The organism is Variovorax sp. 38R (assembly GCF_014843395.1).
Taxonomy (GTDB): Bacteria; Pseudomonadota; Gammaproteobacteria; order Burkholderiales; family Burkholderiaceae_C; genus Variovorax; species Variovorax paradoxus_H.
Map to the genome: position 1 here is coordinate 5,733,040 of NZ_CP062121.1, position 22,239 is coordinate 5,755,278.

Below are 22,239 nucleotides of genomic sequence, written 5' to 3' on the forward strand. Positions count from 1 at the left end.
GCCATGACACGTCTTTCTTCCACCCTCAGCCTCGCACTCGCGACCTTGTTCGCCCTGCCCGCCGCCGCGCAACAGCCACCGGCCGACTACCCCTCGCAACCCGTCACGCTCGTCGTGCCCTTCCCTGCCGGCGGCATCACCGACAACATCGCGCGGCTGGTCGCGCAGGAACTCGGCACCGCCTGGGGCAAGCCCGTCGTCGTCGACAACCGCGTGGGCGCCAGCGGCACCATCGGCGCCGCCGCCGTCGCGCGCGCCCCGAAAGACGGCCACACCGCCCTCTTCACCATCACCACGCACGTGCAGATGCCCGCGCTGCAGCGCAAGCTCTCGTACGACGCGGTGAAAGACTTCGCGGCCGTCTCGCAGATCGGCATCTCGACCTCGGCCCTGGTCGTGACACCCGACGTGCCCGCAAAAACGCTGGCCGAACTCGTCACCCTGCTCAAGGCCGAGCCCGGCAAGTACTCCTACGGCTCGACCGGCGTGGCGACCACCTCGCACATCTACGGCGAGCTGTTCAAGAAAGAAGCCGGCGTCGACATGCCGCACGTGCCCTACAAGGGCGCCGCCCCCATGGTGACCGACCTGCTCGGCGGCCACATCCGCGTGGCCGTTCTCGACACCGGCACCGCCCTGCCCTACCTGCAAAGCGGCAAGCTGCGCGCGCTGGCGGCACTGGGCACGCAGCGCTCGGCCACACTGCCGCAGGTGCCGACCTTCCAGCAGGCGGGCTACGCGGGCTTCGAGCCCTATGCGTGGATTGCGCTCTTCCTGCCGGCCGGCACGCCGCAGCCGCGCGTGGACAAGATGTCGAAGGCCGTCGCCGCCATCGTCGCCAAGCCCGAGGTGCAAAAGAAGATGCGCGACATGAACATCGAACCCGTGGGCAGCACGGCCGCCGAATTTTCCGTGGTGCTGCGCCAGGACGCCGACACCTGGAAGCGCGTGATCGACAAGACCGGCATCCGCCTGGAGGACTGACCGATGACGCCCCCTCCGCTTTTTCGCGGCGCCCTCGAAGGCGTCAAGGTGCTCGACCTCTCGTCGGTGGTGCTCGGCCCGCTGGCCAGCCAGATGCTGGCCGACATGGGCGCCGACGTCATCAAGGTCGAGGCGCCGCAAGGCGACCTGGCCCGCTCGGTCGGGCCAGCGCGCCACAAGGGCATGTCGTCGCTGTACCTGTCGTGCAACCGGAACAAGCGCAGCCTCGTGCTCGACCTGAAGCAACCCGCCGCGCGCGAGGTACTCGACACGCTGGTGCGCGGCAGCGACGTGCTCGTGCATTCGGTGCGCACCGACGCAGCGGCGCGCATCGGCATCGATGCGGCGCGGCTGCATGCACTCAACCCGCGCCTCGTGAGCGCGCACGTCAAGGGCTTCTCGGACGAGGGACCGTATGCGGGCCTGCCGGCCTTCGACGACATCATCCAGGCCGCGTCGGGCCTGGCGCAGCTGCAGTCGATCTACACCGGCGAGCCGCGCTACATGCCCGCGCTCGTGGCCGACAAGACCACGGCGCTGTACGCGGCCTATGCCATCGTCACCGCGCTGTTCCACCGCGAACGCAGCGGCCAGGGGCAGGCGGTCGACGTTCCGATGTTCGAGACCATGACCGCCTTCAACATGGTGGAGCACCTGTGGGGCCACACCTTCCAGCCGCCCATCGACGACATGGTCTACGGCTCGATCCGCTCCGGCGTGCGCAAGCCCTTTCGCACGGCCGACGGCTACATCGCGCTGGTGCCCTACACCGACGCGCAGTGGCTGCGCTTCTTCGAGGTGGTGGACCGGCCCGAACTGCGCGAGGACGAACGCTTTGCCACGCTGGCCGCGCGCGTGCGCAACCACACGGTGGTGTTCGGCGAGCTGGAGCGCGCCACCGGCGCGCGCATGACAGCCGAGTGGGTCGCAGCGTTCCGCCAGGCCGACATTCCGGCGATGCCGATCCAGACGCTGCAGCAGCTGCCCAACGATCCGCAGCTGAAAGCCAGCGGCCTGTGGCACGACGCCGAGCACCCCACCGAAGGCACGCTGCGTTTTCCCGGCGTGCCGTTCACGCTGTCGGCCACGCCGGGCGGCGTGCAGCGGCTCGCGCCGGCGCTGGGGGAGCACACGGACGAGGTGCTGGGGGAGTTCGGGTTTGAGCGGGCGGCGGTGGATGCGTTGGTGACCGCCGGCGTGGTGGCGCGGGCCTGAGGTCTATTCGGGCTTCAGGTTCATGTCCTTGATCAGCCGCGACCACAGCAGGTTCTCCCGCCGCACTGCCGCCATCAACTCACCCGGCCCTTCGCCCGAAGGCTCGAGCCCCAGCCCGATCATGCGTTCCTGAAGATCAGGCTGCGCCACGGCCTTTCGCACCGCGCCGGCCAGCTTGTCGATGGCCGGCTGCGGCGTGCCCGTGGGCGCGAAGAAGCCCCAGAAGCCGCCGTGCTCGTAGCCCTTGAAGCCCTGCTCGGTGAAGGTGGGGATCTGCGGCGCGAGCGGCATGCGGCGCGTGCCGAACACGCCGAGCAATTTCGCGCGGCCCGACTTCGCGTGCGGCAGCGCTTCGCCCATGGTGACGAAGCCGCCCTGCACCTGGCCGCCGAGGATGTCGATCATCAGCGGCGCGCCGCCCTTGTAGGGCACGTGCGTCATCTGCAGACCTTCGTCGCGCATCAGCTTCTCGCCGTAGAGGTGGCCCGACGAGCCCTGCCCCGCCGAGCCGAAGCTCAGCTTGCCGGGCTGCGCCTTGGCCATGGCGACGAACTCGCGCATGCTCTTGGCCGGCACGCCCTCGCCCACCGCGAACACGAGCAGGCCGTAGTTCGACAGCGACACGGGCGCGAAGTCCTTGAACACGTCGTAGCCGGGCTTGGCCATCAGCAGCGGCGCAAGCACGAAGGAGTTGACCGCGAACAGCAGCGTGTGGCCGTCGGCCGGCGCCTTGGCCACGAAGGACGCGGCAATGGCGCCGTTGGCACCGGGCTTCGGATCGATGAGCACCGGCTGGCCCAGCGGCTTGGCGATGCGTTCGCCGATGGTGCGTGCGATGCCATCGACCAGCCCGCCGGCGGCCGACGACACGATGATCTTGATCGGCTGGCTCGGGTAGGCGTCGGCCGCTTGCGCCTTCGGCAGGGCCTCGAGCGCGGGGGCCAGCAGCCCGCTCGCGCCCCATTGCGCGAATCGACGTCGTTGCAGCATGAAGATGTCTCCTGTTGATTCTTTTGAAGATGAAGTTCTGCTCAGCCGGCGGCGCCCCACACGGCCAGCGCATCGAGCGCCTCGACCGTGCGGCCGTCCACCCGCAGCGGGTTGACTTCGAGCGAGACCAGCTCGTGCCCGAGTGCGAGCGCAGCGTTGCCGATGGCAGCCACGGCTTCGGCGATGGCGTCGCGGTCGGCTGCGGGCGCGCCGCGCCAGCCGTCGAGCAGGCGCGCACCGCGCAGCTCGGCCAGCATGTCCTTCACCTCGGCGGGCGTCACGGGCAGCAGGCGCAGGCTGGTGTCGCGCAGTGCCTCGACCCAGATACCACCGAGCCCCACGGCGAGCGCCGGGCCCCACTGCGGATCGCGCACGGTGCCGACGAACAGCTCGAGCCCGCCTTGGCGCATCGGCGCGACGAGGATGCCGTCGATCTCGGCCTCGGGCCGCGCCGCGCGCACGCGCGCATCCATCGCCAGCCAGGCCGCGCGCACCGCGTCGGCGCTCTGCAGGTTGAGCGCCACGCCGCCGACCTCGGTCTTGTGCGCGATCTGCGCCGAGGCGATCTTCAGCACCACCGGGCCGCCCAGCTCGTCGGCGAAGCGCGCGGCCTCGTCGGCACTGCGCGACAGCCGCACGGGCACGACCGGCACGCCGCGCTGCGAGAGCCACTCGAGCGTTTCGCGCTCCGAGCGCAAGGGCTGCGTGGGTGGCGCGGCCAGCACCGCAGCGGCAGTGCTCTTTGCTTGTTGACGCCGACGCAGCGTTTCAGACCAGCGGTGCACCGCACCCGCCGCGCTCATCGCGTGGTGGATGCCGCAGGCGATGTGGCGGATGCCGGTCTCGGCGATGAGCTCGCGCGATCGCTCGCTCACCTGCATCACGTAGTGGCTGCAGACGATCGCGGGCACCGGGCTAGCCGACAGCCCGCGTGCCACCTGCGCGAGCACGGCGCGGTTGAGCGGCGTGTCGTTGGCCGGTGCGTTGGGCACGTCGGCCACGACGATGGCGGCGCCCAGCGCGGGGTCGCGCACCAGTGCTTCGAGCGCGTTGCCGAACAGCTCGGGCTGCAGCATGGCGGCGCCGGTCACGTCCAGCGGGTTCTGCGGCGTGCCGTAGCCCGGCAGCACCTCGCGCAGCGCGGCCTCGGTGGTGGGCGCGAGCGGCGTGAGCACCAGGCCTTCTTCTTCGGCGCGCTCGGCAAAGATCTCGCACATGCCGCCCGACATCGACACGGCCGCGAGCCCGCCAGCCGCGAAGGGTCCGGTCATGCTGGCGAAGGCGGCGGTGAACACCAGGTCTTCGATGGAGCGCACGCGCATCAGGCCCAGGCGCTGGCACATGGCGTCGAACACGCGGTCGTCGCCCACCAGCGAGCCGGTGTGGGCCTGCGCGGCCTGCGCCGTGATCTCGCTGCTGCCCATCTTCAGCACCACGATGGGCTTGGCCACGGCCAGCGCGCGTTCGGCCGCGGCGGCAAAGCGCTGCGGGTCGCGCACGGTCTCGGCGAACACGGCAATGGAACGCGTGTGCTCGTCGTCCACCAGGTAGTCGATGACCTCGGCGATGTCGATGTCCGACTCGTTGCCGGTCGACACCATGCGGCTCAGGCCGATGCCGTGCACCTGCGCCATGAACGACAGCTGCCCCGCGAGCGCGCCGCTTTGCGACACGATGCCCAGCGTGCCCGCCGGCAGCGGCTCGCGCAGCGAGGCGGTCCACACGGCCGAGCGGTCGACGTAGTTGACGAAGCCCAGGCAGTTGGGCCCGAGGATGCGCAGGCCGCGCGATCGCGCCTTGGCCGTGAGCTGGTGCTGGCGCTCGCGGCCTTCCTCGCCGGCTTCGGCGAAGCCCGAGCTCAGCAGCACCGCGTTGCCGATGCCCGCGCGCTGCAGGTCGGCCAGCGCGTCGTCGAGCGCATCAGCCGGCACCATGAGCAATGCGGTGTCGACCGGCTCGCCGATGGCCTCGACCGAGGTGGCCGCCGCGATGCCGTGGAAGCTGCCGCCGCGCCGGTTGACCGGGTAGAGCTTGCCCGCGTAGCCGAGCGTGCGCAGGCTGGCGAGCGCCGCGTTGGACCACACCGAGCGCTCGGTGGCGCCGACGAAGGCGATGGCCTTCGGGTGGAGAAAGCAGTGAAGAGAGGAAGAAGAAGTCATGGCAGGAAAGAAGGGAGGTCTCGTTGGCATGTAAGGTTTCGTCGACTTCAGTCGTCGAGCTTGATGCGCAGGTCGCTCACGAAGCGCTTCTCGTCGGCATAGGTCTTGTGCGCCCAGGCTGTGTAGGCGGGGCTGTCCATGTAGAACTTGACGTAGTCGTTCAGGTCGAGCGTGCGAATGAACTCGGGGTCGTCGACCGCCTTGCGGAAGGCCTCCTGCAGCGCCTGCACCACCTTCGGGTCCATGCCGCGCGGGCCGGCGATGCCCCACGAGCCGTTGGCCACCACGTCGTAGCCCAGCTCCTTCACGGTCGGTACGTTCAGCCGCGTGGGCGAGCGCGCCTCGTTGAAGGTGGCCAGCAGGCGCACGCGCCCGCCCGCCACGGCGGCGCCGAAGCCGGCCTCGGAGACCGCGTCCACATGGCCGCCCATGAGCGCGTTGTACAGCTCGGCCGCGCCCTTGAAGGGAATGAAGTTGAACTTCACGCCGGCCAGCGCCGCCAGCCGCTCCATCGACACATGCGAGGTGCCGCCGCGCCCCGTGGTGCCGTACGACACCTCGCCCGGCTTGGCCTTGGCCGCGGCCAGCAGCGCGTTCAGGTCTTTCCACGGCGCGTCCTGGCGCACCGTGATGCCCAGCGTGGCGGCCGTCACGTTGGCCACGTAGGTGAAGTCGGTGGCCGGGTCGTAGCTCACCTTCTGCAGGTGCGGCAGGCGGTAGAGCGAGCTCAGCATGAGCGACAGCGTGTAGCCGTCGGGCGCGGCCTTGCGCGCCATGGTGGTCGGCGCCAGCGTGGCGGCCACGCCGGGCTGGTTGAGGATCACGATCTGTTGCTTCAGCTCGCGCGAGGCCGCCAGGGCCAGCGCACGCGCCTGCACGTCGGTGGCGCCGCCCGCGGGGTAGGGCACCAGCAGCGTGATCGGCTGCTTGCCGAACAGGCCCTGGGCGCGCGCCGGCAAGGGCAGCGTGGCGCCTGCGGCGGCCAGCGCGGCGCCGCCGAGCAGGCGGCGGCGGGTGGGGTCGGTGAAGAAAGAAGTCATGGCGCGTCTCCGGTCGGTCGTTCGGTCGAATCTGTCGTTCTTCGGCGATGGTCGCGCGCAGCCCGGCGACGGTCACCGTCGCTTCCGACGACTTTGGCCGCCACAGCGCTTTCGATCCCGTCGCTTCCGACGATGCCGGCGCGGCGCGGCCCTTCCATACTCGGCGCACAACAACGAATCGACCGACGGAGACCGCAGTCCATGGACCTCACCCAGCCCCTGCACAAAGCCCTGCAGGAACGCCCCGGCGCCACCGCCCTCGTGTGCGGCGAGCGCCGCAGCACCTTTGCCCAGTTCGTCGACCGCGTGGCGCGGCTCGCGGCCGTGCTGCAGTCGCTCGGCCTGCAACCCGGCGACCGCGTGGGCCTGCTGGCGCTGAACTCCGACCGCTACGTGGAGTACCTCTACGCCACCTGGTGGGCGGGCGGCGTGATCAACCCCGTCAACATTCGCTGGAGCGCGCGCGAGGTCGCGTATTCGCTGGACGACTGCGACACGCGCATCCTTCTGTCTGATGCGCACTTCGGCGCCGTGGCGCAGCAGCAGCGCGAACTCTCGCGCTCGCTGAAGACACTGGTGCACTTCGGCGACGGCCCCGCGCCCGAGGGCATGGCCGATGCCGAAGCGCTCATGGCGCAGGCGCAGCCCGTGCCCGACGCGCGGCGCGGCGGCGCCGACCTGGCCGCCGTGATGTACACCGGCGGCACCACCGGCCTGCCCAAGGGCGTGATGCTCACGCACGGCAACCTCTACAGCGGCCAGCTCTCGGCCAACATGGCGGCCACGCGCCCCGCCGAGGCCGTGGGCCTGAACATGGCGCCCATGTTTCATGTTGGCGGCGCCGGCCTCACGCTGCAGCTGATGATGCGGCTGTGCACGCAGGTCATCATTCCGGCCTTCGACGAAGTGAAGGTGCTGGAGGCGATCCAGAACGAGCGCGCCAGCGAGACCTTCATGGTGCCCACCATGCTCAAGCGCCTCATCGAGCATCCGCGCTTTGCCGAGTTCGACACCACGCCGCTGCAGCTGGTGCTGTACGGCGCCGCGCCCATCGACGATGCGCTGCTGCTGCAGGCCATCGACAAGCTGCCGCGCGCGGGCTTCTGCCAGCTCTACGGCATGACCGAGCTGTCGCCCGTGGTCACCGTGCTGCCCACGTGGTGCCACCACCCCGACCAGCCGGCCGCGCGCCGCCGCTCGGCCGGGCGGCCCGTGCCCATCGCCGAAGTGCGCATCGTCGACACCGAAGGCCGGCCCGTTCCCAACGGCACCGTCGGCGAGATCGCCGCGCGCGGCCCGATGGTGATGGCCGGCTACTGGAACAAGCCCGAGCAGACTGCCGAGGTGCTGCGCGACGGCTGGATGCACACCGGCGACGGCGGCGTGATGGACGCCGACGGTTTCGTCTACGTGGTCGACCGGCTCAAGGACATGATCGTGAGCGGCGGCGAGAACATCTACTCGGCCGAGGTCGAGAACGCCATCACCCAACTGCCGCAGGTTTCGATGTGCGCCGTGGTCGGCGTGCCCGACGACCAGTGGGGCGAGCGCGTGCATGCCGTGGTCGTGCTGCGCGCCGGCGAAGCCCTGGGCGCCGATGCGCTGGTGGCGCACTGCAAGACGCTGATCGCCGGCTACAAGTGCCCCCGCAGCGTGGAGTTTCGCGCCGAGATTCCGCTGTCGCCGGCGGGGAAGATGCTCAAGTACAAGCTGCGCGAGCCGCACTGGGAAGGGCGCGCGCGCAAGGTGGGGTGACGCGCCGGCGGGTGCGTCTGGGTGTGTGCGGGTGTGTTTCACCTGCTTGGGGTATGGTGGCGAGCCGCCACCTGCACCCACTGCGACATGCACCGCCGCCTCCTCGCTCTCGCCCTGCCCTGCTTTCTGCTCCTTGGCCTGTCGCCCGCCTTTGCGAACGGCAGCCTGCAATGCGATGGCCGGCCCTACGCGGTCGAGATCCAGTTCAGCCTGTCGACCGGCCAGCTGACCGAACTCATCGTCGCGCGCACCAGCCCCGGCACCGAGGGCAGCGAGCGCTTCACCCTGCAGCAGCGCTTCGTCGACCACCGCCAGCAGCTCATGCGCGTGCGCGGCACCGGCCTCGAACGGCCGCAGGTGGCTGTGGCGCTGCGCGTGGCCGGCGCGACGGGCACGCTCAGTTACCGCGGCGCGCAGTACGAGCTGCGCTGCAGCTGGACCGCGCTGGGCTGATCGGCCCTTCACTCTTTCCATGCCTCAGGACCGCACCCTTCTCTATGCCGGGCGCGGGTTCGAGGTGGCGCATGTGCGCCTGCACGCGCCGCAGGGGCCGGCATGGAGCGACCTGTACACCGTGGCCTCGCCGCGCGTCGTCTTCCCCATCGGTCGCACGCGGCTCGACGTGCGCTCGGGCGACCACACCTGGCTGACCGACGCGCTCACCGCCATCCGCTTCGGTGATGCCACCGCCTACCGGCTGCGGCCCGAGACCGCGACCGTGCGGCACAGCCTCGTGGTCAGCGGCCACGCATCGGTGAGCCCGGCCCACGGTGCCAGCGCGGCGGGCGTGAGCATCTGCTTGCTGACGCCGCAGGCGCTGTACCGCATGCACGCGGCACGGCGCCAACTGCCGGACACCGACAGCGCACAGGCCGCCGCCCTGGTCGCCGCGCTCGTCGCCGAACTGGGCAGCGCGCCGCACCAGGCGCCCTGGCACGGCGCCGTCGCGCGTGCACGGCAACTGCTGCTGTCCGAAGGCAGCGGTGCGGGCGCGCGGCATCTCTCGCTGGACGAGCTGGCCGAGGCCGTGTCGCGCTCGCCCTTTCACCTGGCGCGCCGCTTCCGCCAGCAGACCGGCCTGAGCCTGCACCAGTACCGCCAGCACCTGCGGCTGGCGTCGGCGATGGAGCGGCTGGCCGACGGCGAGCGCGACCTCGCCGGCCTCGCGCACGACCTGGGCTACTGCAGCCAGAGCCACCTGGGCGCCGTGTTCCGGCGCGCCGTCGGCGTCACGCTCGGCGACGCCCGTCGCGTGCTCGGGCCGGCCGGCGCACCCGCACGAATCTGATAGCTTTCGCGCCGCCCGGGCCACAGACTGGCCCGATGACGACATCGCCTCGCACCCTCTGGATCGGCGCGCTCGCCGCGCTGGCCGCCGCCCTCATCGGCAGCGCCTGGCAGCTGCTGTCGCGCCACGGTGTGACCGCCACTGCACTCGGGCCGATGGACCTCGCCCTGCTGCGCTACGGCATTCCCGCGCTGCTGCTCAGCCCGCTGTGGCTGCGCGGCAGGCTCGTGCCGCCGGGTGCGTCGCGCGGCGCGCTCGTGCTGCTCGTCGTCGGCAGCGGCCTGCCCTTCGGCCTGCTGGTGCTGGCCGGCGCGCAGTGGGCGCCCGCCAGCCACATGGGCATCTTCATGGCCGGCAGCCTGCCGCTCTTCACCGCGCTGGGCGCGTGGGTCTACCGGGGCGAGCGCGTGCAGGGCCTGCGCCTGCTCGGCTTGGCCGGCATCGCCGTCGGCATGGCCGTGTTCGCGGCGGGCAGCTTCGGCGAAGGCCTGCGGCAACAGCACTGGCGCGGCGACCTGCTCTTTCTGCTCGCGGCCCTGCTGTGGACCGTCTACTCCCTGGCCTTCGGCCGCTGCGGCATGAGCGCATGGCAGGGCGCGGCCTTCGTCAACGGCGCGTCGACCCTGCTGCTGTTGCCGCTGCTCTGGCTCGCCGGCCCGCCGCAACTGTTCGCCGCGCCGTGGACCGACATCGCGATGCAGGCCGCGGGCCAAGGCGTGGTCGCCGGTCTGCTCGGGCTGGTGGTCTACGGCGTCGCGATCACGCGGCTGGGTGCCGCACGCGCCGCGCTGTCGTCCGCGCTCGTGCCCGTGCTGACCACGCTCGGCGCGGCATGGTGGATGAACGAGCCCGTCACGCGCCCCGCGCTGCTGGCGCTGTCGTTCGTCGTGCCCGGCGTTGTGCTGGCGAGCGGTGCGTTGCGGTGGCGGGTGCCGGTGACGCGCGACGGCGAACGGCAGGCCCCGGGGCAGAATGCGGCGGCGTCTTTGCCCACTGCCGAAAGCCCTCGCCCATGAAGAGAAAGATGAATCGCCTTCGCATCGCCGCGCTCGTTGCCGCCTCGTTCGCGTCGCTCTTCGCCTTCTGTGGCGCGGGCTGGGCGCAGCGACCGGAGCCGCAGCAACAGCCGCAAGTACAGCAGCAGCAACAACAACCGCTGCAACGCAGCGTCGTGCGCGTGCCCACGCCTTTTGTCGAGAACGGCGCCCCCGTCACGCTCGAGATGGTCATCTACAAGCCCGACGGCGCCGGCCCGTTCCCCACGGTCGTGTTCAACCATGGCTCCACCGGCATCGGCAACGACCCGGCCTTGTTCAAGCAGACCTGGGCGCCCGAGCGAACCGCGCGCTGGTTCACGCAGCGCGGCTGGCTCATCGCCTATCCACAGCGGCGCGGACGTGGCCAATCGGACGGGCTGTACGACGAAGGCTTTACCGCCAAGCGCGAGCACTACAGCTGCGAGCCCGCCATCGCCCTGGCCGGCTTCGACCGCGCCGTGGCCGACCTCGACGCCGCCGTCGCATGGCTGCAGCGCAACCCCGACGTCGACACCCGCCGCATGGAAATCGCAGGCCAGTCGCGCGGCGGCATCCTCGCCGTGGCGTATGCGGGCCTGCGCCCCGACGTGTTCGAGGGCGCCATCAACTTCGTCGGCGGCTGGATGGGCGACAAGTGCCCCGGCAACACCGCCGACGCCATCAACCCCGTCACCTTCCGCCGCGGCGCAGCCTTCGCCAAGCCCACGCTGTGGCTCTACGGCGAGAACGACCCGTTCTACGCGATGTCGCACAGCCGCAAGAACTTCGAAGCCTTTCGCGACGCGGGCGGCAAGGGGCGCTTCGAGAGCTTCACGCTGGAGGCCGGTATGAACGGGCACGGGCTGATCGGGCAGCAGGGGCTGTGGGGGAAGGCGGTGGAGGCGTATCTGGCGGCGCCGTGAGGTGGTGGCGTGCAGCGCCTCAGTGCGCTAATGGCACAGGTCGGCTGCCGCAGCATTCAGTTGCGCGATGAAGTCGGGCAGCGGAATGCGTGAGCCCATGCTTCCGTCCTTCGCGGGGAACGCAACACAGAGTTGATCTCGGCCTTCCTCGCGGTCGAGCAGCAACAAGAACTGGCCATCAAAACTCAGTTCCGCGACGAGGTGCTCGTGCGCTGTGTCGCTCAGGATGGTGGTTTTCCATTTCTCGTTGTTCATGTCTGCTCTGCGGATGAAAGATGACGACGCCGTGCGCTGTGGGTTGAGGCTCGACAGGGCCGGATGGTAGGTCGGCAGGTCTGCGACTTCGCTCTCGCACGACCAGCGATGTCCGTGGCTATACTGCGCCCGTCACGTCAACACAGGGCGTGACCAGGAGATCAAAAGAGCCCCCGTCGCTCGTTCTGTGCCAAGCCACACGTTGTCCTCGACGGGCAAAGTGGGTCGCTGCCTGCAGTTCCAAGGCCAGACCGTGCATGTTCCCGGGACTGCTGAAGGCGTTTCGGACCCGTTTGACGAATGCTTTGGCCTGCTTGGGGGTGCTCCTTTCCATGACTCCGAGTACCTGTACCGCGAAGCCCATAGACGGAAAAATGCTTGGGTCGTTGCAGACATCGTGTGGCACCGTGCCAAACGCCGCGACCAGTTTTCGCAGCCGATCCAACTGGTATGCGATGGCGTACTCCGAATGTAGGTAGTCGCGGAGAAAGTGGTTAGACCAAATAGCCTCTTCCTGCCGTGCAACGGCACCTTGCCAGTGTGCCGCACCAATTGCGCTCGCGATGCGCCGGTACACCCCGGGCACCTCCGCTGTCGTCATCTCAATAGCTGGCACGATATCGCCTCTTTCTTGCTATTCGGTCAAAAGCTGGGACTACCAAACTGGCGAGCTCGAAAGCTGACCGTCACAACAGTCAGCTCATGGCCGATCGCGCCACCCCGAATCCTCGCACGGACCACTCAACCCGATAAGCGCAGTTTTTTCAAACGGCGCGGCAAGCATCCATCGGCACAGGAAATTCGGAATTCAACGAAGAAATTCGTAGCTCATTGAGGCTCCAACACCTGTTGCCCCGCAAACGACGGCATCCGCCTACAGTACGCACCCTCCATTTGTGTCCCCAAATTGAGCACAATCCCCCCATGCCAAACATCGCCTCCATCCTCAAAGCCGAAATCTCCCGTGTCGCTCGCAAGGAAGTGCGAGCGGAGATCGAAACCCTCAAGAAGGCCTCCGTCGCGCACCGGGCATCGATTGCCGACTTGCGCCGTCAGGTGAGCGCGCTTGAAAAAGAATTGCGCAAGGTCGCCAAGGGCTCCGCGCGTCAGGCGCCGGCCTCAGCCGGTGCTGCGGGCGACGACGCCGACGCAGGCGGCCCCAAGCGCCGCTTCAGCGCCAACCGGCTGGCCGCGCACCGCGCCAGGCTCGGGTTGTCCGCGGCGATCTATGGGCAGCTGGTCGGCGTGTCGGGCCAGACGATCTATCACTGGGAGCAAGGCAAGGCACGCCCGCGTGCGGCGCAGCTGGAGCGACTGGCCACGGTGCGGGAACTCGGGGCGCGCGAGATTGCAGAGCGGCTGGAAGCGCAGTAAGTAACGCGCCCGCCTCCTCTTCTCCCATGAAACTCGGCTACACCATCGTCTACGTTCCCGACGTCGCCCAATCGCTGAAGTTTTTTGAACAAGCCTTCGGCCTGCCCACCCGCTTCCTGCACGAGTCGGGCACTTATGGCGAGGTTGAAACCGGCGAGACCACGCTGTCCTTTGCCGCGCACGCGCTCGCCGACTCCAACTTTCCGGGCGGGCATGTCGCCGCCTCGGATTCCGCGCAACCGCTGGGCATGGAGCTGGGCCTCGTGACGCCCGACGTGCCCGCCGCGCACAGCCGTGCGCTCGCAGCCGGCGCCACGCAGCTGTCGGCGCCGGTGACCAAGCCTTGGGGACAAGTCGTCTCGTACGTGCGCTGCCCGGACGGCACGCTGGTCGAGCTGTGCTCGCCCATCGGCGGCTGACGGGCGCCCTGCCCCGCTAGCTGGCTGGCCGGCGCCTACCGGGCATAGGTGCCGATCCACGTACCGGCCTTCGTGATGTAGCCACGGACGCCATCGCGCACGACCTCGAGCACCTGCGGATCGAACGACAGATCGATGTCGTCGTACACCGGATCGATGACCACCTCGCCCGTGGCATCGATGCACCCCCACTTATGGTTCGTGTGGAGAAAGACGGCGAACCCTGCGTAGCAGAAGCTCGACAGGTCGTCGAAGACGGGGTCGATTGCCACATTCCCGGCCGTGTCGATGAAGCCCCATTTCTCCCCGATGCGGACTTTGGCCAATCCGTTCTTGGCGAAGCCGGCAGCCTCCACATAGCGGGCCGGAATTCGAGGTTCACCGCTCGCGTCCATGTAACCATGGCGATGGTTGCCTCCCTTGAAGGTCGCCAGCCCGCACGCATCGAACTCACCGAATGTCTTGAATGCCGGGCGCAGCACTTCCTTGCCGGCAACGTCGATGAATCCTTTGAATTCAGCACGCCAGGCCTTGGCAAGGCCATTGACGGCGAATCCGCCGATCTCGTCGTAGAGGGTCGGAATCACCAGCTCCCCTCGGATGTCGATGCATCCGCAGGTGCCTTCCGGGGTGCGGATCGTCGCGAGGCCCGAGTCGTCGAACGAGCGGGCGTATTCGAAAGCCGCTGTGAAGACCTTGTGGCCCTTGGCATCCACGAAGCCGTGCTGAAACAGCTGTTCCCGGTCGAGGATCACCTTGGAGACGCCTTGGCTGGAAAAATCTTCGGCCTGATGGAACGACGGGCCGACCACGGTGCGACCCATTCGATCGATGAACCCGATGCCGGTTTCGCTTTCGCGATCCAGTCGCGCAACCGCAAGGCCGTTCGTGGCAAAAGGCCCGACGTCGTGGTATTGCGGAGGAACAACCGTCTCCCCTCCGACATCGATAAAGCCGAAGAGGCCGCTCGTGGCGGATCTGATGAGAAGCATGGACTCTTTCGCTGTGCCGAAGGACAGCCGAAATGATACGGAGGCTTCTTAGGCGCAGCTTGCTAATCGATCAACGCCACCGCCCGCCGCGCAAACCCCGCGGCCTGCGCGCCCACCTGCACCGCATCTGCCGCCGCCGCACTGCCGCTCTTCGCACGCGCCGCGATGCCTTCGAGGATCACAGCGAAGCGGAACAGCGAGAACGCCAGGTGGAAGTTCGTCACCGGCTCCGCGCAGCCGCCGGCCTGCTGGTAGTGGGCGACGTACTCAGCCTGCGTAGGAATGCCTTCGGCCGCGAGGTCGATGCCCTGCATGCCTTCGAACTCGTCGGCGCCGGTGTGCCAGGCCATGCAGTTGTAGGCCACGTCGGCCAGCGGGTGGCCCAGGGTGGACAGCTCCCAGTCGAGCACAGCGATCACGCGTGGCTCGGTGGGGTGGAACATGAGGTTGCCGAAACGGAAGTCGCCGTGCGCAATGGTGGTCTGGTCACCCTGTGGCAAGTTGGCCGGCAGCCAGGCGATGAGGCGATCGATGTTGGCGTCTTCGCGGGTGCGTGAAGCCTCCCACTGCCGGGTCCAGCGCGCGATCTGGCGCTGGAAGAAGTTGCCGGGGCGGCCGTAGTCGGTGAGGCCGACGGCGGCCAGGTCGACAGCGTGCAGGCGCGCCAGGGTCTCGGCCATCGCAAAGTAGTACGCGCGGCGCTCGGCGGGCGCGATGCCGGGCAGCGCGTAGTTCGACAGCACGCGGCCTTCGAGCTTGTCCATGACGTAGAAGGGCGTGCCCACCACGGCGCGGTCGTCGCAGTACAGCACGGTGCGCGGCACGGGCACGTCGGTGCCGGCCAGTGCTCGCAGCACGCGGTACTCGCGGTCGACGGCGTGGGCCGAGGGCAGCAGCTCGCCGGGCGGCTGCTTGCGCAGCACCAGCGCGCGGTTGTCGAAGTCGACGAAGAAGGTGGGGTTCGACTGCCCGCCGCCGATGCGCGCCAGGCGCATCGGGCCTTCAACGTCGGGCAGCGCCTCCCGCAAATAACGCTGCAGGCGGTCGGCGTCGAACTCGATGCCCGCGGGGGACGTGGAATCAGCAGCCCCGCTCATGGCCGACGGAACACGGGCTCGCGTTTCTCCATGAAAGCCTTCACGCCTTCGGCGAAGTCGGGCCGGTCGATCAGCTCGCGCTGGCGCTCGGCCTCGTGGCGCATCTGGCCGACGAGCGACTGGCTCGCGGCCGATTCGTACACGGCGCGGATCTCGTGCGCTGCGTGCGCGGGCAGGCGCGCGAGCCGCTGCGCGACGGCCACGGCCTGTGCGCGCAGTTTGGCGTCGTCCACGCAGGCCCACACGAGGCCCCATTGCGCGGCCTGCTCGCCCGACAGGCGCTCGCCGAGCAGCGACATGCCAATGGCTCTTGCGCGGCCCACGAGCCGTTCGAGGAACCAGGTGGTGCCCAGGTCGGGCACGATGCCCAGGCGCGGCATGAAGGGCAGGTAGAAGTACGCGGAGCGCGCCACCAGCACGACATCGGCGGCCAGCGCCACGCCCACGCCGGCACCCGCGGCGGGGCCGTTGATGGCGCTCACTACCGGGAAGGGCATGCTGCGCAGGTCTTCGATGAGGCGGTTCGACATCGCCTCCATCGCGTCGGCCGTGCGCTGGCCCAGGCTGCCGGGCGCGCTGGCGTCCATGCTGCCGAGGTCGGCGCCCACGCAGAACGATTTGCCGACGCCGGTGAGTACCACGGCGCGCACCTCGCCTTCGTCGCGCAGCTGCGCGAGCCGCTGGCGCAAGGCCTGCTGCAGCGGCACGGTGAGCGGGTTGAGCCGCTTGGGAATGTTGAAACTGAGGATGGCGACGTCGCCGTCGCGTTCGTACAGAAGGGGGTCCTGGTCGTCAGGCTGGCTCATGGGTGGGCTCCGGAGGGCGTGAGTAGATAAAAAGGGGTTTCACTTCATGTTCAGCGCGGGCCCGACCGGGTCGAGGTCCACGCCGTTGAAGCGCACGGGCTGCATGGAGGCGTAGGCGTGCAGGTCGGCGGCCGAATTGGCCATGGCCACGCCGGGCAGCAGCATCGAGATGCGCGGGCTCTTGAGGGTGCTGGCGGCGACGCGCACGCTCTCGCGCGTGGGGTTGGCGCCGGCCTCGCGCAGCACGTGCGCCATGAGCTGCGCGACGATGTAGCCCGACACGCCGCTGCCGTTGCTCGGGTCGACGCCGCTGGCGTGGGTCTTGAGCAGCTCGAGGTACTCGAGCACCTCGGGGTCGCGGCTCCAGCGCGGGCTCATGGGCTCCTTGTAGACGGCGAGCGCGACCACGCCCTTGGCCTTGTCGGCGCCCGCGGGCTCGAAGGCCATCTTCACGGAGGCGGCGGCAAAGTTGAGATAACGGTCGGGCGTCCAGCCCACATCGGCGACCTTGCGGATGGCCTGCGCGGCGGTGCGTGCGGTGGCGGCCATCACGAGCACGTCGGCACCCGACGACTTGAGCTGCACCACCTGCGAATCGACGGTGGGGTCGGTCACCTCGAAGGTGGCCTGCGCCACGATCTTCGCCTTGCCCTGCTTCGACAGGCCTTCCTGCAGGCCCTTGAGCACTTCGCGGCCGAGGTCGTCGTTCTGCATGAGCACGGCGATCTTGGCGTCGGGCCGGTTCTCGATGATGTGGCGCGCGAACACGCGGCCCTCGCCCTGGTAGCTGCCAAGGAAGGGCACGGTCCACGGGTACCTGGCGGCGTCGTCGAACTGCGCGGCGCCCGACTGCACGAAGAGCTGCGGCACTTTCTTGGCGTTCATGTAGCGCTGGATCGCCATGTTGGGCGCGGTGCCCAGGTTGCCGAAGATGGCGAGCACCTGGTCTTCCTCGACAAGGCGGCGCGCCACCTCGACGGTCTTGGGCGGCGAGTACTGGTCGTCGTAGATCAACAGGCGCACCTTGCGCCCGTGGATGCCGCCCTGCTCGTTGAGCTTCTTGAAGTAGGCCTCGGCCACCTTGCCGACCACCGAGTAGCCCGACACGGGCCCCGACAGCGGCATGGGCATGCCCAGCACGATCTCGGCGTCGCTCACGCCGGCTTCGGACTTCTTCTGGGCCAGGGCCGGGAGGCTGATGCAGAGCGCGGCAAGGCCCACGACCAGGCCGGAAACCAGGGCCGTGCGGCGGGAAAGCGGATGAACCATGTCGCGTGTCTCCTTCTGTGTTGCTGAGTGGCTTGCGTCGTCAGTCGTCGTCGGAAAGCGGTTCAGGCCGTGGTGGCCCGGTTCGGCCCCATGTAGCCGAAGAGGTGGCCCGCCACCTTGCGCATCTGGATCTCTTCGGAGCCCTCGGTGATGCGGTAGCGGCGGTGGTGGCGGTAGATGTGTTCGAAGGGCTTGTGGCGCGAATAGCCGATGCCGCCGTGCACCTGCATCGCGCGGTCGGCGGCCTCGCACACGAGGCGGTTGGCCCAGTAGTTGCACATCGAGACCTTGTCGGACAGCTGCTTCTCGACCTGCGGCTTGGGCATCTGGTCCATCTGCCACGCGGTCTTGCGGATCAACAGGCGCAGCATCTCGACCTGCGTGGCCAGTTCGACCAGCGGAAACTGGATGCCCTGGTTGCGCGCCAGCGCTTCGCCGAAGGGCTTGCGCTCGCGTGCGTACTTCACGCTCTCGCGCACGCAGTAGTCGGCGGCGCCCAGGCTCGACGCGGCCTGGCGGATGCGGTTCTCGTGCACGAAGTGCTGGGCAATGGCCAGGCCGCCGTCGAGCGGGCCGAGCACGGCGTCTTCAGGCACCCACACGTTCGTGAAGCTCACGCGCGGGTGGTCGGTGGGCATGTTGAAGGTCCAGAGGTACTCCTCGATCCTCACGCCCTCGGCCTTCGCGGGCACGAGCAACGCGCTGATGCCGCGCGCATCGCCGTCGCGCCCGCTGGTGCGTGCGAACAGCACGCAGTGGGTCGCCGTGTGCATGCCGGTGGTCCACATCTTTTCGCCGTCGATGCGAAAGCCGGCGCTGCCGTGGCGTGCCTCGGGCACGGCGCGGGTTTCCATGTGCGTGGCGTCGGAGCCGTGCTGTGGTTCGGTGAGACCGAAGGTGAGGCGCACGCGCTCGTCGAGCATGCCCTGGATGAGTTCGTCGCACTGCGCGGGCGAGCCGAAGTCGCGAATGGCCAGCACGAAGGGGTTGTTGGCGACGATCGAATGCTCGTTCTGCAAGTCGTTGTGCAGGCCCAGGCCGCGCGCGGCAAAGTGCTCGCGGATCACGGCCATCCAGAGGTTGCTGCCGTCGCGTCCGCCGAAGGCGGCGGGCAGCCCGAAGCGCAGATGGCCCGCGCGGTCGGCGCGGCGGCGCGCCTCGGCCAGCAACGCTTCCCACTCGGGGCGCGGCAGGCCACCGTTCTCGAAGTCGGTGCGGGCCCATTCGCGGCGGTGGTCGAAGAAGCGTTCGTTGTCGTCCTGCGCCTGCAGCGGCGCGATCTCGCGGTCGATGAAGGCGTCGAGTTGGGCGAGGTAATCGACGAGGTCGCGGGGCAGGTCGAAGTCCATGGCTCAGTCCTCTCTCTTCTTCGTGCCGGCGGCGTAGCCGGGCTGGTCGATGGCGAGCTTGTCGCGTGTGGTCTGGCGCAGGTGGTCGATCAGGCCGGGCGTAGCGGCGTCGAGTTCGCCGGTGCCGATGCGGGTACAGAGCAGGCGGTTGGCCTCTGCCAGATCGGTGGGTGCGCCGGGGCCCAGCAGTGCGTGCAGCCGCGCCCGTTCACTCGCCTGCGCGAGCGGGCCGAGCTGCACTTCGCGCCGCACGATGTCGAGCGTGTTCGCGGCCACGCGCGCATGGAAGGCGACCGGCCCCTCGGTGGCCGGCACCACCTGCTCGCGCAGGAAGGCGGCGACGGCCTCGAGCAGTTCGGCGATGTCGGGGCGGTCTTGCATCAGGCGAGCTCTTCCTCGGGCGCGAGCAGGGCCAGCAGGTCCGACTCGGCCTCCGACGCGCGGCGGCCGATGGCGGCCTTCTCGACGTCGCGCTCGCGGCCGCTGAGCCAGGCATGCACCATGGCTTCGCAGACGATGCCCCACTTGAGCGTGCCCAGCACTTCCCACCAGCGCACGCGCTCGGCATCGACCTGCCCGCCTTCGGCCGTGTAGCCCTCGAACAGTTGCTCGCGCGTGCCGAAGCCGCCCACGGGCAACGCGCCGTGGCCGAAGCGCCAGGAGCGCACGCACATCCAGCCGAGGTCTTCCATGGGGTCGCCGAAGTGCGCGAGTTCCCAGTCGAGCACGGCGCGCAGGCCCTCCTCGCCGACCATCAGGTTGCCGTTGCGGAAGTCGCCGTGCACGAGCACCGGCGCAGGCACGTCGGCCGGCGCGTGCGCGCGCAGCCAGCGGAACGCGAGTTCGAACACGGGGCGCGCGGTGCCGTGGCTGCGGTGCAGGTCGATCTGGAAGTCGAGCTCCGCGCGTGCGGCGGCCGTGCGCAGCGGTGGCGGGTTGTGTGCGGGCAGGCGGTGAATGCGCGCCATGGCGGCGCCGCACTGGCGCGCGAGCACGCGGCGCGCGCCGGCCAGGTGTTCGTCGCGCACGATGCGGCGGCCCAGGGTTTCGCCCTCGATGCGGTCCATGACGAAGCCTTCGCCGATCCCGTCGGCCGGCTGCAGCACATGGCGCACGCCCGGCACGGGCACGCCGCCTACGCGTGCGGCTTCGATGAGCTGCGCTTCCGCAGCGAGGCCTGCGGTGCCCAGGGCGCGCGCGCCGCTGGCATCGGCCGCGCGGCGCAGCACCAGCGGCTGCGTGTGCGTAAGGCCCGCGCCGGTGGTCGTCACATCGAAAGCCCAAGTCTGCTGGCTGGCGCCGCCCGAGAGCCGGCGCACGGCCTGCACTGCGTGGCCGTCGGGCACGAGGCGCCCGGCCAGCCGCTGCAGTGCGTTCGCGATCAGCGTCGCGTCATCGTGCACGGGCGACGCGTGCCTGGAGCTTGCGCAGCAACCCGACCACGCCGCCGGGCATCGCGAACATGAAGGCGATCAGCACCACGCCGTACACCGCCCATGGCGCGGCCTTGGAGACCTTCTCGGCCAGCGAGGGCACGAACATGATGAAGAGGGCGCCGAAGATCGCGCCGTACAGCGTGCCCACGCCGCCCACCACGATGCCCACCAGCAGCGAGATCGACAGGAACAGCGTGAACGAATCGGGCGCCACGAACTGCACCGCAATGGCCGACAGCGCGCCGCCCACGCCGGTGTACGCGGCCGAGACGCCGAAGGTCATGGCCTTGTAGTGGCTGTTGTCCACGCCCATCGCCTCCGAAGCCATGGCGTGGTCGCGGATGGCGCGCATGGCCCGGCCGCTGCCGCTTTGCAGCAGGTTGTGGGCAATGAAGAACATCACGACCGCGACGAACAGCGAGAACAGGTAGAGCCACTGGTCTTCGTTGAGCGGCAGGCCGAAGGGCGCGGCGGGCTTCATGAGCACGATGCCCTGCACGCCGCCGGTCCAGGCCTCGAGGTGCTTGTACTTGAGCAGCTGCGGCATCGCCACGCCGAGCGCGAAGGTGGCCAGCGCCAGGTACAGCCCTTCGAGCTTGAGGGCGGGCCGCCCGAACAGGTAGCCGACGATCAGGCACACCACGGCCGCTGCCGGCACCGTGAGCCAGTACGGCACGCCCGCGTGCTCCATGAGGATGCCGGTGGTGTAGGCCCCAATGGCATAGAAGGCGCCGTGGCCGAGCGAGATCTGCCCGTTGTAGCCCGTGAGGATGTTCAGGCCCAAGAGCGCGATCGCGTACGAGATCACCATGGTCGCCTGGAACAGCTGGTAGCCGCGCGCCACGAAGGTGATGCCGATGGCCAACGCGATCAGCAGGCCGACCCACATGAGCGGGGAGCGCGAAGGCTTGGCGGTGCGTGCGTGGGCCGACGCACCGAGCGGTGCCATGGCGGTCGGCAAGGAGGAGGCTTGAGGGGAGTTCATGCGATCAGACTCTCGTGACCAGTTTGCGGCCCATGAGGCCGGAGGGCTTGACGATGAGCACGCCGACGATCAACACCAGCGCCACCGACAGCTTGAGTTCGGTGCCCACCACGTAGGTGCCGATGAGGTTCTCGAGCACGCCGACGATGAAGCCGCCGAGCACCGCGCCCACGGGGCTGTCGATGCCGCCGATGAGTGCGCCGGCAAAGGCGTAGAGCAGCACGCCGGTCATCATGTGCGGATCGAGAAAGACCACAGGCGCGACCATCATCCCGGCCACCGCGCCGATGGCACCGGCCAGGCCCCAGCCCAGCATCAGCATGCGTCCGACGTTGATGCCCACGAGCCGCGACGAGGCCGCGTTCTGCGCCGCGGCACGCATCGCCAGGCCCAGCGGTGTGAAGCGGAAGAACGCGAACAGCACCACCACCACCAGCAGCGTGACGCCGATGGCGCCCATCTCGTGCGCCGACATCATGGCGCTGCCGAACCACGCGTCCGACGGGAACGGGCTCGGGAACTGCTTGATGGTGTAGCCGAAGAGCCAGCCCGCCAGGCTGTGGAAGATCACCAGCAGGCCGATGAACACCACCACCACCGACAGCGCCGGCTTGTCGTGCATGGGCCGGATGACGGTGAACTCCACCACGGCCGCGAGCACGAAGGACAAGGCCACCGTCGCGACGAAGGCGGCCCAGTACGGCAGGCCGGCCTGCATGAGGCTCCAGGCGATGAAGGTCGAGAACATCGCCATCTCGCCCTGCGCGAAGTTGATGTGGTGCGTGGCCTGGTAGATCATCACCAGCGCCAGCGCAACGCTGGCGTAGATGCCGCCGGTGGCCAGGCCCGCCAGCAGTTGGTGCAGGAATGCGTTCATCGGTGTGAGG

General features: G+C 69.2%; 22 protein-coding genes. 9 read left to right on the forward strand and 13 right to left on the reverse strand.

Going from position 1 to position 22,239, the window contains the following annotated elements; all coding sequences use genetic code 11:
* Positions 1-3: 3 nt before the first annotated feature.
* Both IG196_RS26585 and IG196_RS26590 read left to right on the forward strand, forming a co-directional pair.
* On the forward strand, positions 4-984 hold the full coding sequence (locus IG196_RS26585; RefSeq protein ID WP_192193700.1) for a Bug family tripartite tricarboxylate transporter substrate binding protein: 981 nt from the start codon (positions 4-6) through the stop codon (positions 982-984).
* A gap of 3 nt (positions 985-987) precedes the next feature.
* Positions 988-2,199 (forward strand): CaiB/BaiF CoA transferase family protein, encoded by a 1,212-nt coding sequence (locus IG196_RS26590; protein ID WP_192193701.1) that lies wholly within the window; start codon positions 988-990, stop codon positions 2,197-2,199.
* Between the two features lie 3 nt (positions 2,200-2,202).
* On the opposite strand, the gene IG196_RS26595 is transcribed toward IG196_RS26590, so the two are convergent.
* From IG196_RS26595 to IG196_RS26605, 3 genes are read right to left on the reverse strand one after another with little or no spacing between them, the layout of a single operon-like run.
* Positions 2,203-3,189 (reverse strand): Bug family tripartite tricarboxylate transporter substrate binding protein, encoded by a 987-nt coding sequence (locus IG196_RS26595; RefSeq protein WP_192193702.1) that lies wholly within the window; start codon positions 3,187-3,189, stop codon positions 2,203-2,205.
* Positions 3,190-3,230: 41 nt separating this feature from the next.
* Positions 3,231-5,348 (reverse strand): acetate--CoA ligase family protein, encoded by a 2,118-nt coding sequence (locus IG196_RS26600; RefSeq protein WP_192193703.1) that lies wholly within the window; start codon positions 5,346-5,348, stop codon positions 3,231-3,233.
* A 47-nt stretch (positions 5,349-5,395) separates the two neighbouring features.
* Entirely contained in the window at positions 5,396-6,388 is a 993-nt protein-coding gene (locus IG196_RS26605; protein ID WP_192193704.1) for a tripartite tricarboxylate transporter substrate binding protein, read from the reverse strand.
* A 201-nt stretch (positions 6,389-6,589) separates the two neighbouring features.
* Here IG196_RS26605 and IG196_RS26610 point away from each other — a divergent pair, with 201 nt between their 5' ends.
* The 5 genes from IG196_RS26610 to IG196_RS26630 all read left to right on the forward strand — a co-directional run bounded on the left by IG196_RS26610 (position 6,590) and on the right by IG196_RS26630 (position 11,370).
* The gene (locus tag IG196_RS26610; protein WP_192193705.1) at positions 6,590-8,143 is read left to right on the forward strand and encodes an acyl-CoA synthetase; all 1,554 of its coding nucleotides are present in this window, start codon (positions 6,590-6,592) and stop codon (positions 8,141-8,143) included.
* A gap of 87 nt (positions 8,144-8,230) precedes the next feature.
* Complete coding sequence (locus tag IG196_RS26615; protein WP_192193706.1) at positions 8,231-8,596, forward strand: hypothetical protein; 366 nt, start codon at positions 8,231-8,233, stop codon at positions 8,594-8,596.
* A 19-nt stretch (positions 8,597-8,615) separates the two neighbouring features.
* Positions 8,616-9,431 carry a helix-turn-helix domain-containing protein gene (locus tag IG196_RS26620; protein WP_192193707.1) on the forward strand — a complete coding sequence of 272 codons (816 nt, stop codon included), beginning with the start codon at positions 8,616-8,618 and terminating at the stop codon, positions 9,429-9,431.
* Between the two features lie 35 nt (positions 9,432-9,466).
* Positions 9,467-10,447, forward strand: a complete 981-nt coding sequence (locus tag IG196_RS26625) for a DMT family transporter (protein ID WP_192193708.1) — start codon at positions 9,467-9,469, stop codon at positions 10,445-10,447.
* Positions 10,448-10,455: 8 nt separating this feature from the next.
* Positions 10,456-11,370, forward strand: a complete 915-nt coding sequence (locus IG196_RS26630) for an alpha/beta hydrolase family protein (protein WP_192193709.1) — start codon at positions 10,456-10,458, stop codon at positions 11,368-11,370.
* A gap of 27 nt (positions 11,371-11,397) precedes the next feature.
* Here IG196_RS26630 and IG196_RS26635 read toward each other — a convergent pair whose 3' ends face one another.
* Entirely contained in the window at positions 11,398-11,625 is a 228-nt protein-coding gene (locus tag IG196_RS26635; RefSeq protein ID WP_192193710.1) for a hypothetical protein, read from the reverse strand.
* Between the two features lie 924 nt (positions 11,626-12,549).
* On the opposite strand from IG196_RS26635, the gene IG196_RS26640 reads away from it, so the two are divergent.
* Positions 12,550-12,999, forward strand: coding sequence for a helix-turn-helix domain-containing protein (locus IG196_RS26640; protein ID WP_192193711.1), 450 nt, complete (start codon positions 12,550-12,552; stop codon positions 12,997-12,999).
* 26 nt (positions 13,000-13,025) lie between these two features.
* Entirely contained in the window at positions 13,026-13,418 is a 393-nt protein-coding gene (locus IG196_RS26645; protein ID WP_153282001.1) for a VOC family protein, read from the forward strand.
* 35 nt (positions 13,419-13,453) lie between these two features.
* Here the strand turns inward: IG196_RS26645 and IG196_RS26650 are convergent, their stop codons facing one another.
* From IG196_RS26650 to IG196_RS26690, 9 genes are all read right to left on the reverse strand, one after another.
* Entirely contained in the window at positions 13,454-14,410 is a 957-nt protein-coding gene (locus IG196_RS26650) for a WG repeat-containing protein (protein ID WP_192193712.1), read from the reverse strand.
* 62 nt (positions 14,411-14,472) lie between these two features.
* Positions 14,473-15,507, reverse strand: coding sequence for a phosphotransferase (locus IG196_RS26655; RefSeq protein WP_192193713.1), 1,035 nt, complete (start codon positions 15,505-15,507; stop codon positions 14,473-14,475).
* Positions 15,504-16,313, reverse strand: a complete 810-nt coding sequence (locus tag IG196_RS26660) for an enoyl-CoA hydratase-related protein (protein ID WP_192193714.1) — start codon at positions 16,311-16,313, stop codon at positions 15,504-15,506. The genes IG196_RS26655 and IG196_RS26660 overlap by 4 nt, the downstream gene beginning before the upstream one ends.
* A 39-nt stretch (positions 16,314-16,352) precedes the next feature.
* On the reverse strand, positions 16,353-17,582 hold the full coding sequence (locus IG196_RS26665; protein WP_192193715.1) for an ABC transporter substrate-binding protein: 1,230 nt from the start codon (positions 17,580-17,582) through the stop codon (positions 16,353-16,355).
* Between the two features lie 62 nt (positions 17,583-17,644).
* Positions 17,645-18,931 carry an acyl-CoA dehydrogenase family protein gene (locus tag IG196_RS26670; protein ID WP_192193716.1) on the reverse strand — a complete coding sequence of 429 codons (1,287 nt, stop codon included), beginning with the start codon at positions 18,929-18,931 and terminating at the stop codon, positions 17,645-17,647.
* 3 nt (positions 18,932-18,934) lie between these two features.
* Complete coding sequence (locus IG196_RS26675) at positions 18,935-19,312, reverse strand: DUF6285 domain-containing protein (protein WP_192193717.1); 378 nt, start codon at positions 19,310-19,312, stop codon at positions 18,935-18,937.
* Positions 19,312-20,334, reverse strand: coding sequence for a phosphotransferase family protein (locus tag IG196_RS26680; RefSeq protein ID WP_225616812.1), 1,023 nt, complete (start codon positions 20,332-20,334; stop codon positions 19,312-19,314). The genes IG196_RS26675 and IG196_RS26680 overlap by 1 nt, the downstream gene beginning before the upstream one ends.
* On the reverse strand, positions 20,324-21,256 hold the full coding sequence (locus IG196_RS26685) for a branched-chain amino acid ABC transporter permease (protein ID WP_225617103.1): 933 nt from the start codon (positions 21,254-21,256) through the stop codon (positions 20,324-20,326). Before IG196_RS26685 ends, IG196_RS26680 begins: the two co-directional genes overlap by 11 nt.
* A gap of 100 nt (positions 21,257-21,356) precedes the next feature.
* The gene (locus IG196_RS26690; RefSeq protein WP_192193718.1) at positions 21,357-22,229 is read right to left on the reverse strand and encodes a branched-chain amino acid ABC transporter permease; all 873 of its coding nucleotides are present in this window, start codon (positions 22,227-22,229) and stop codon (positions 21,357-21,359) included.
* Positions 22,230-22,239: the final 10 nt, after the last annotated feature.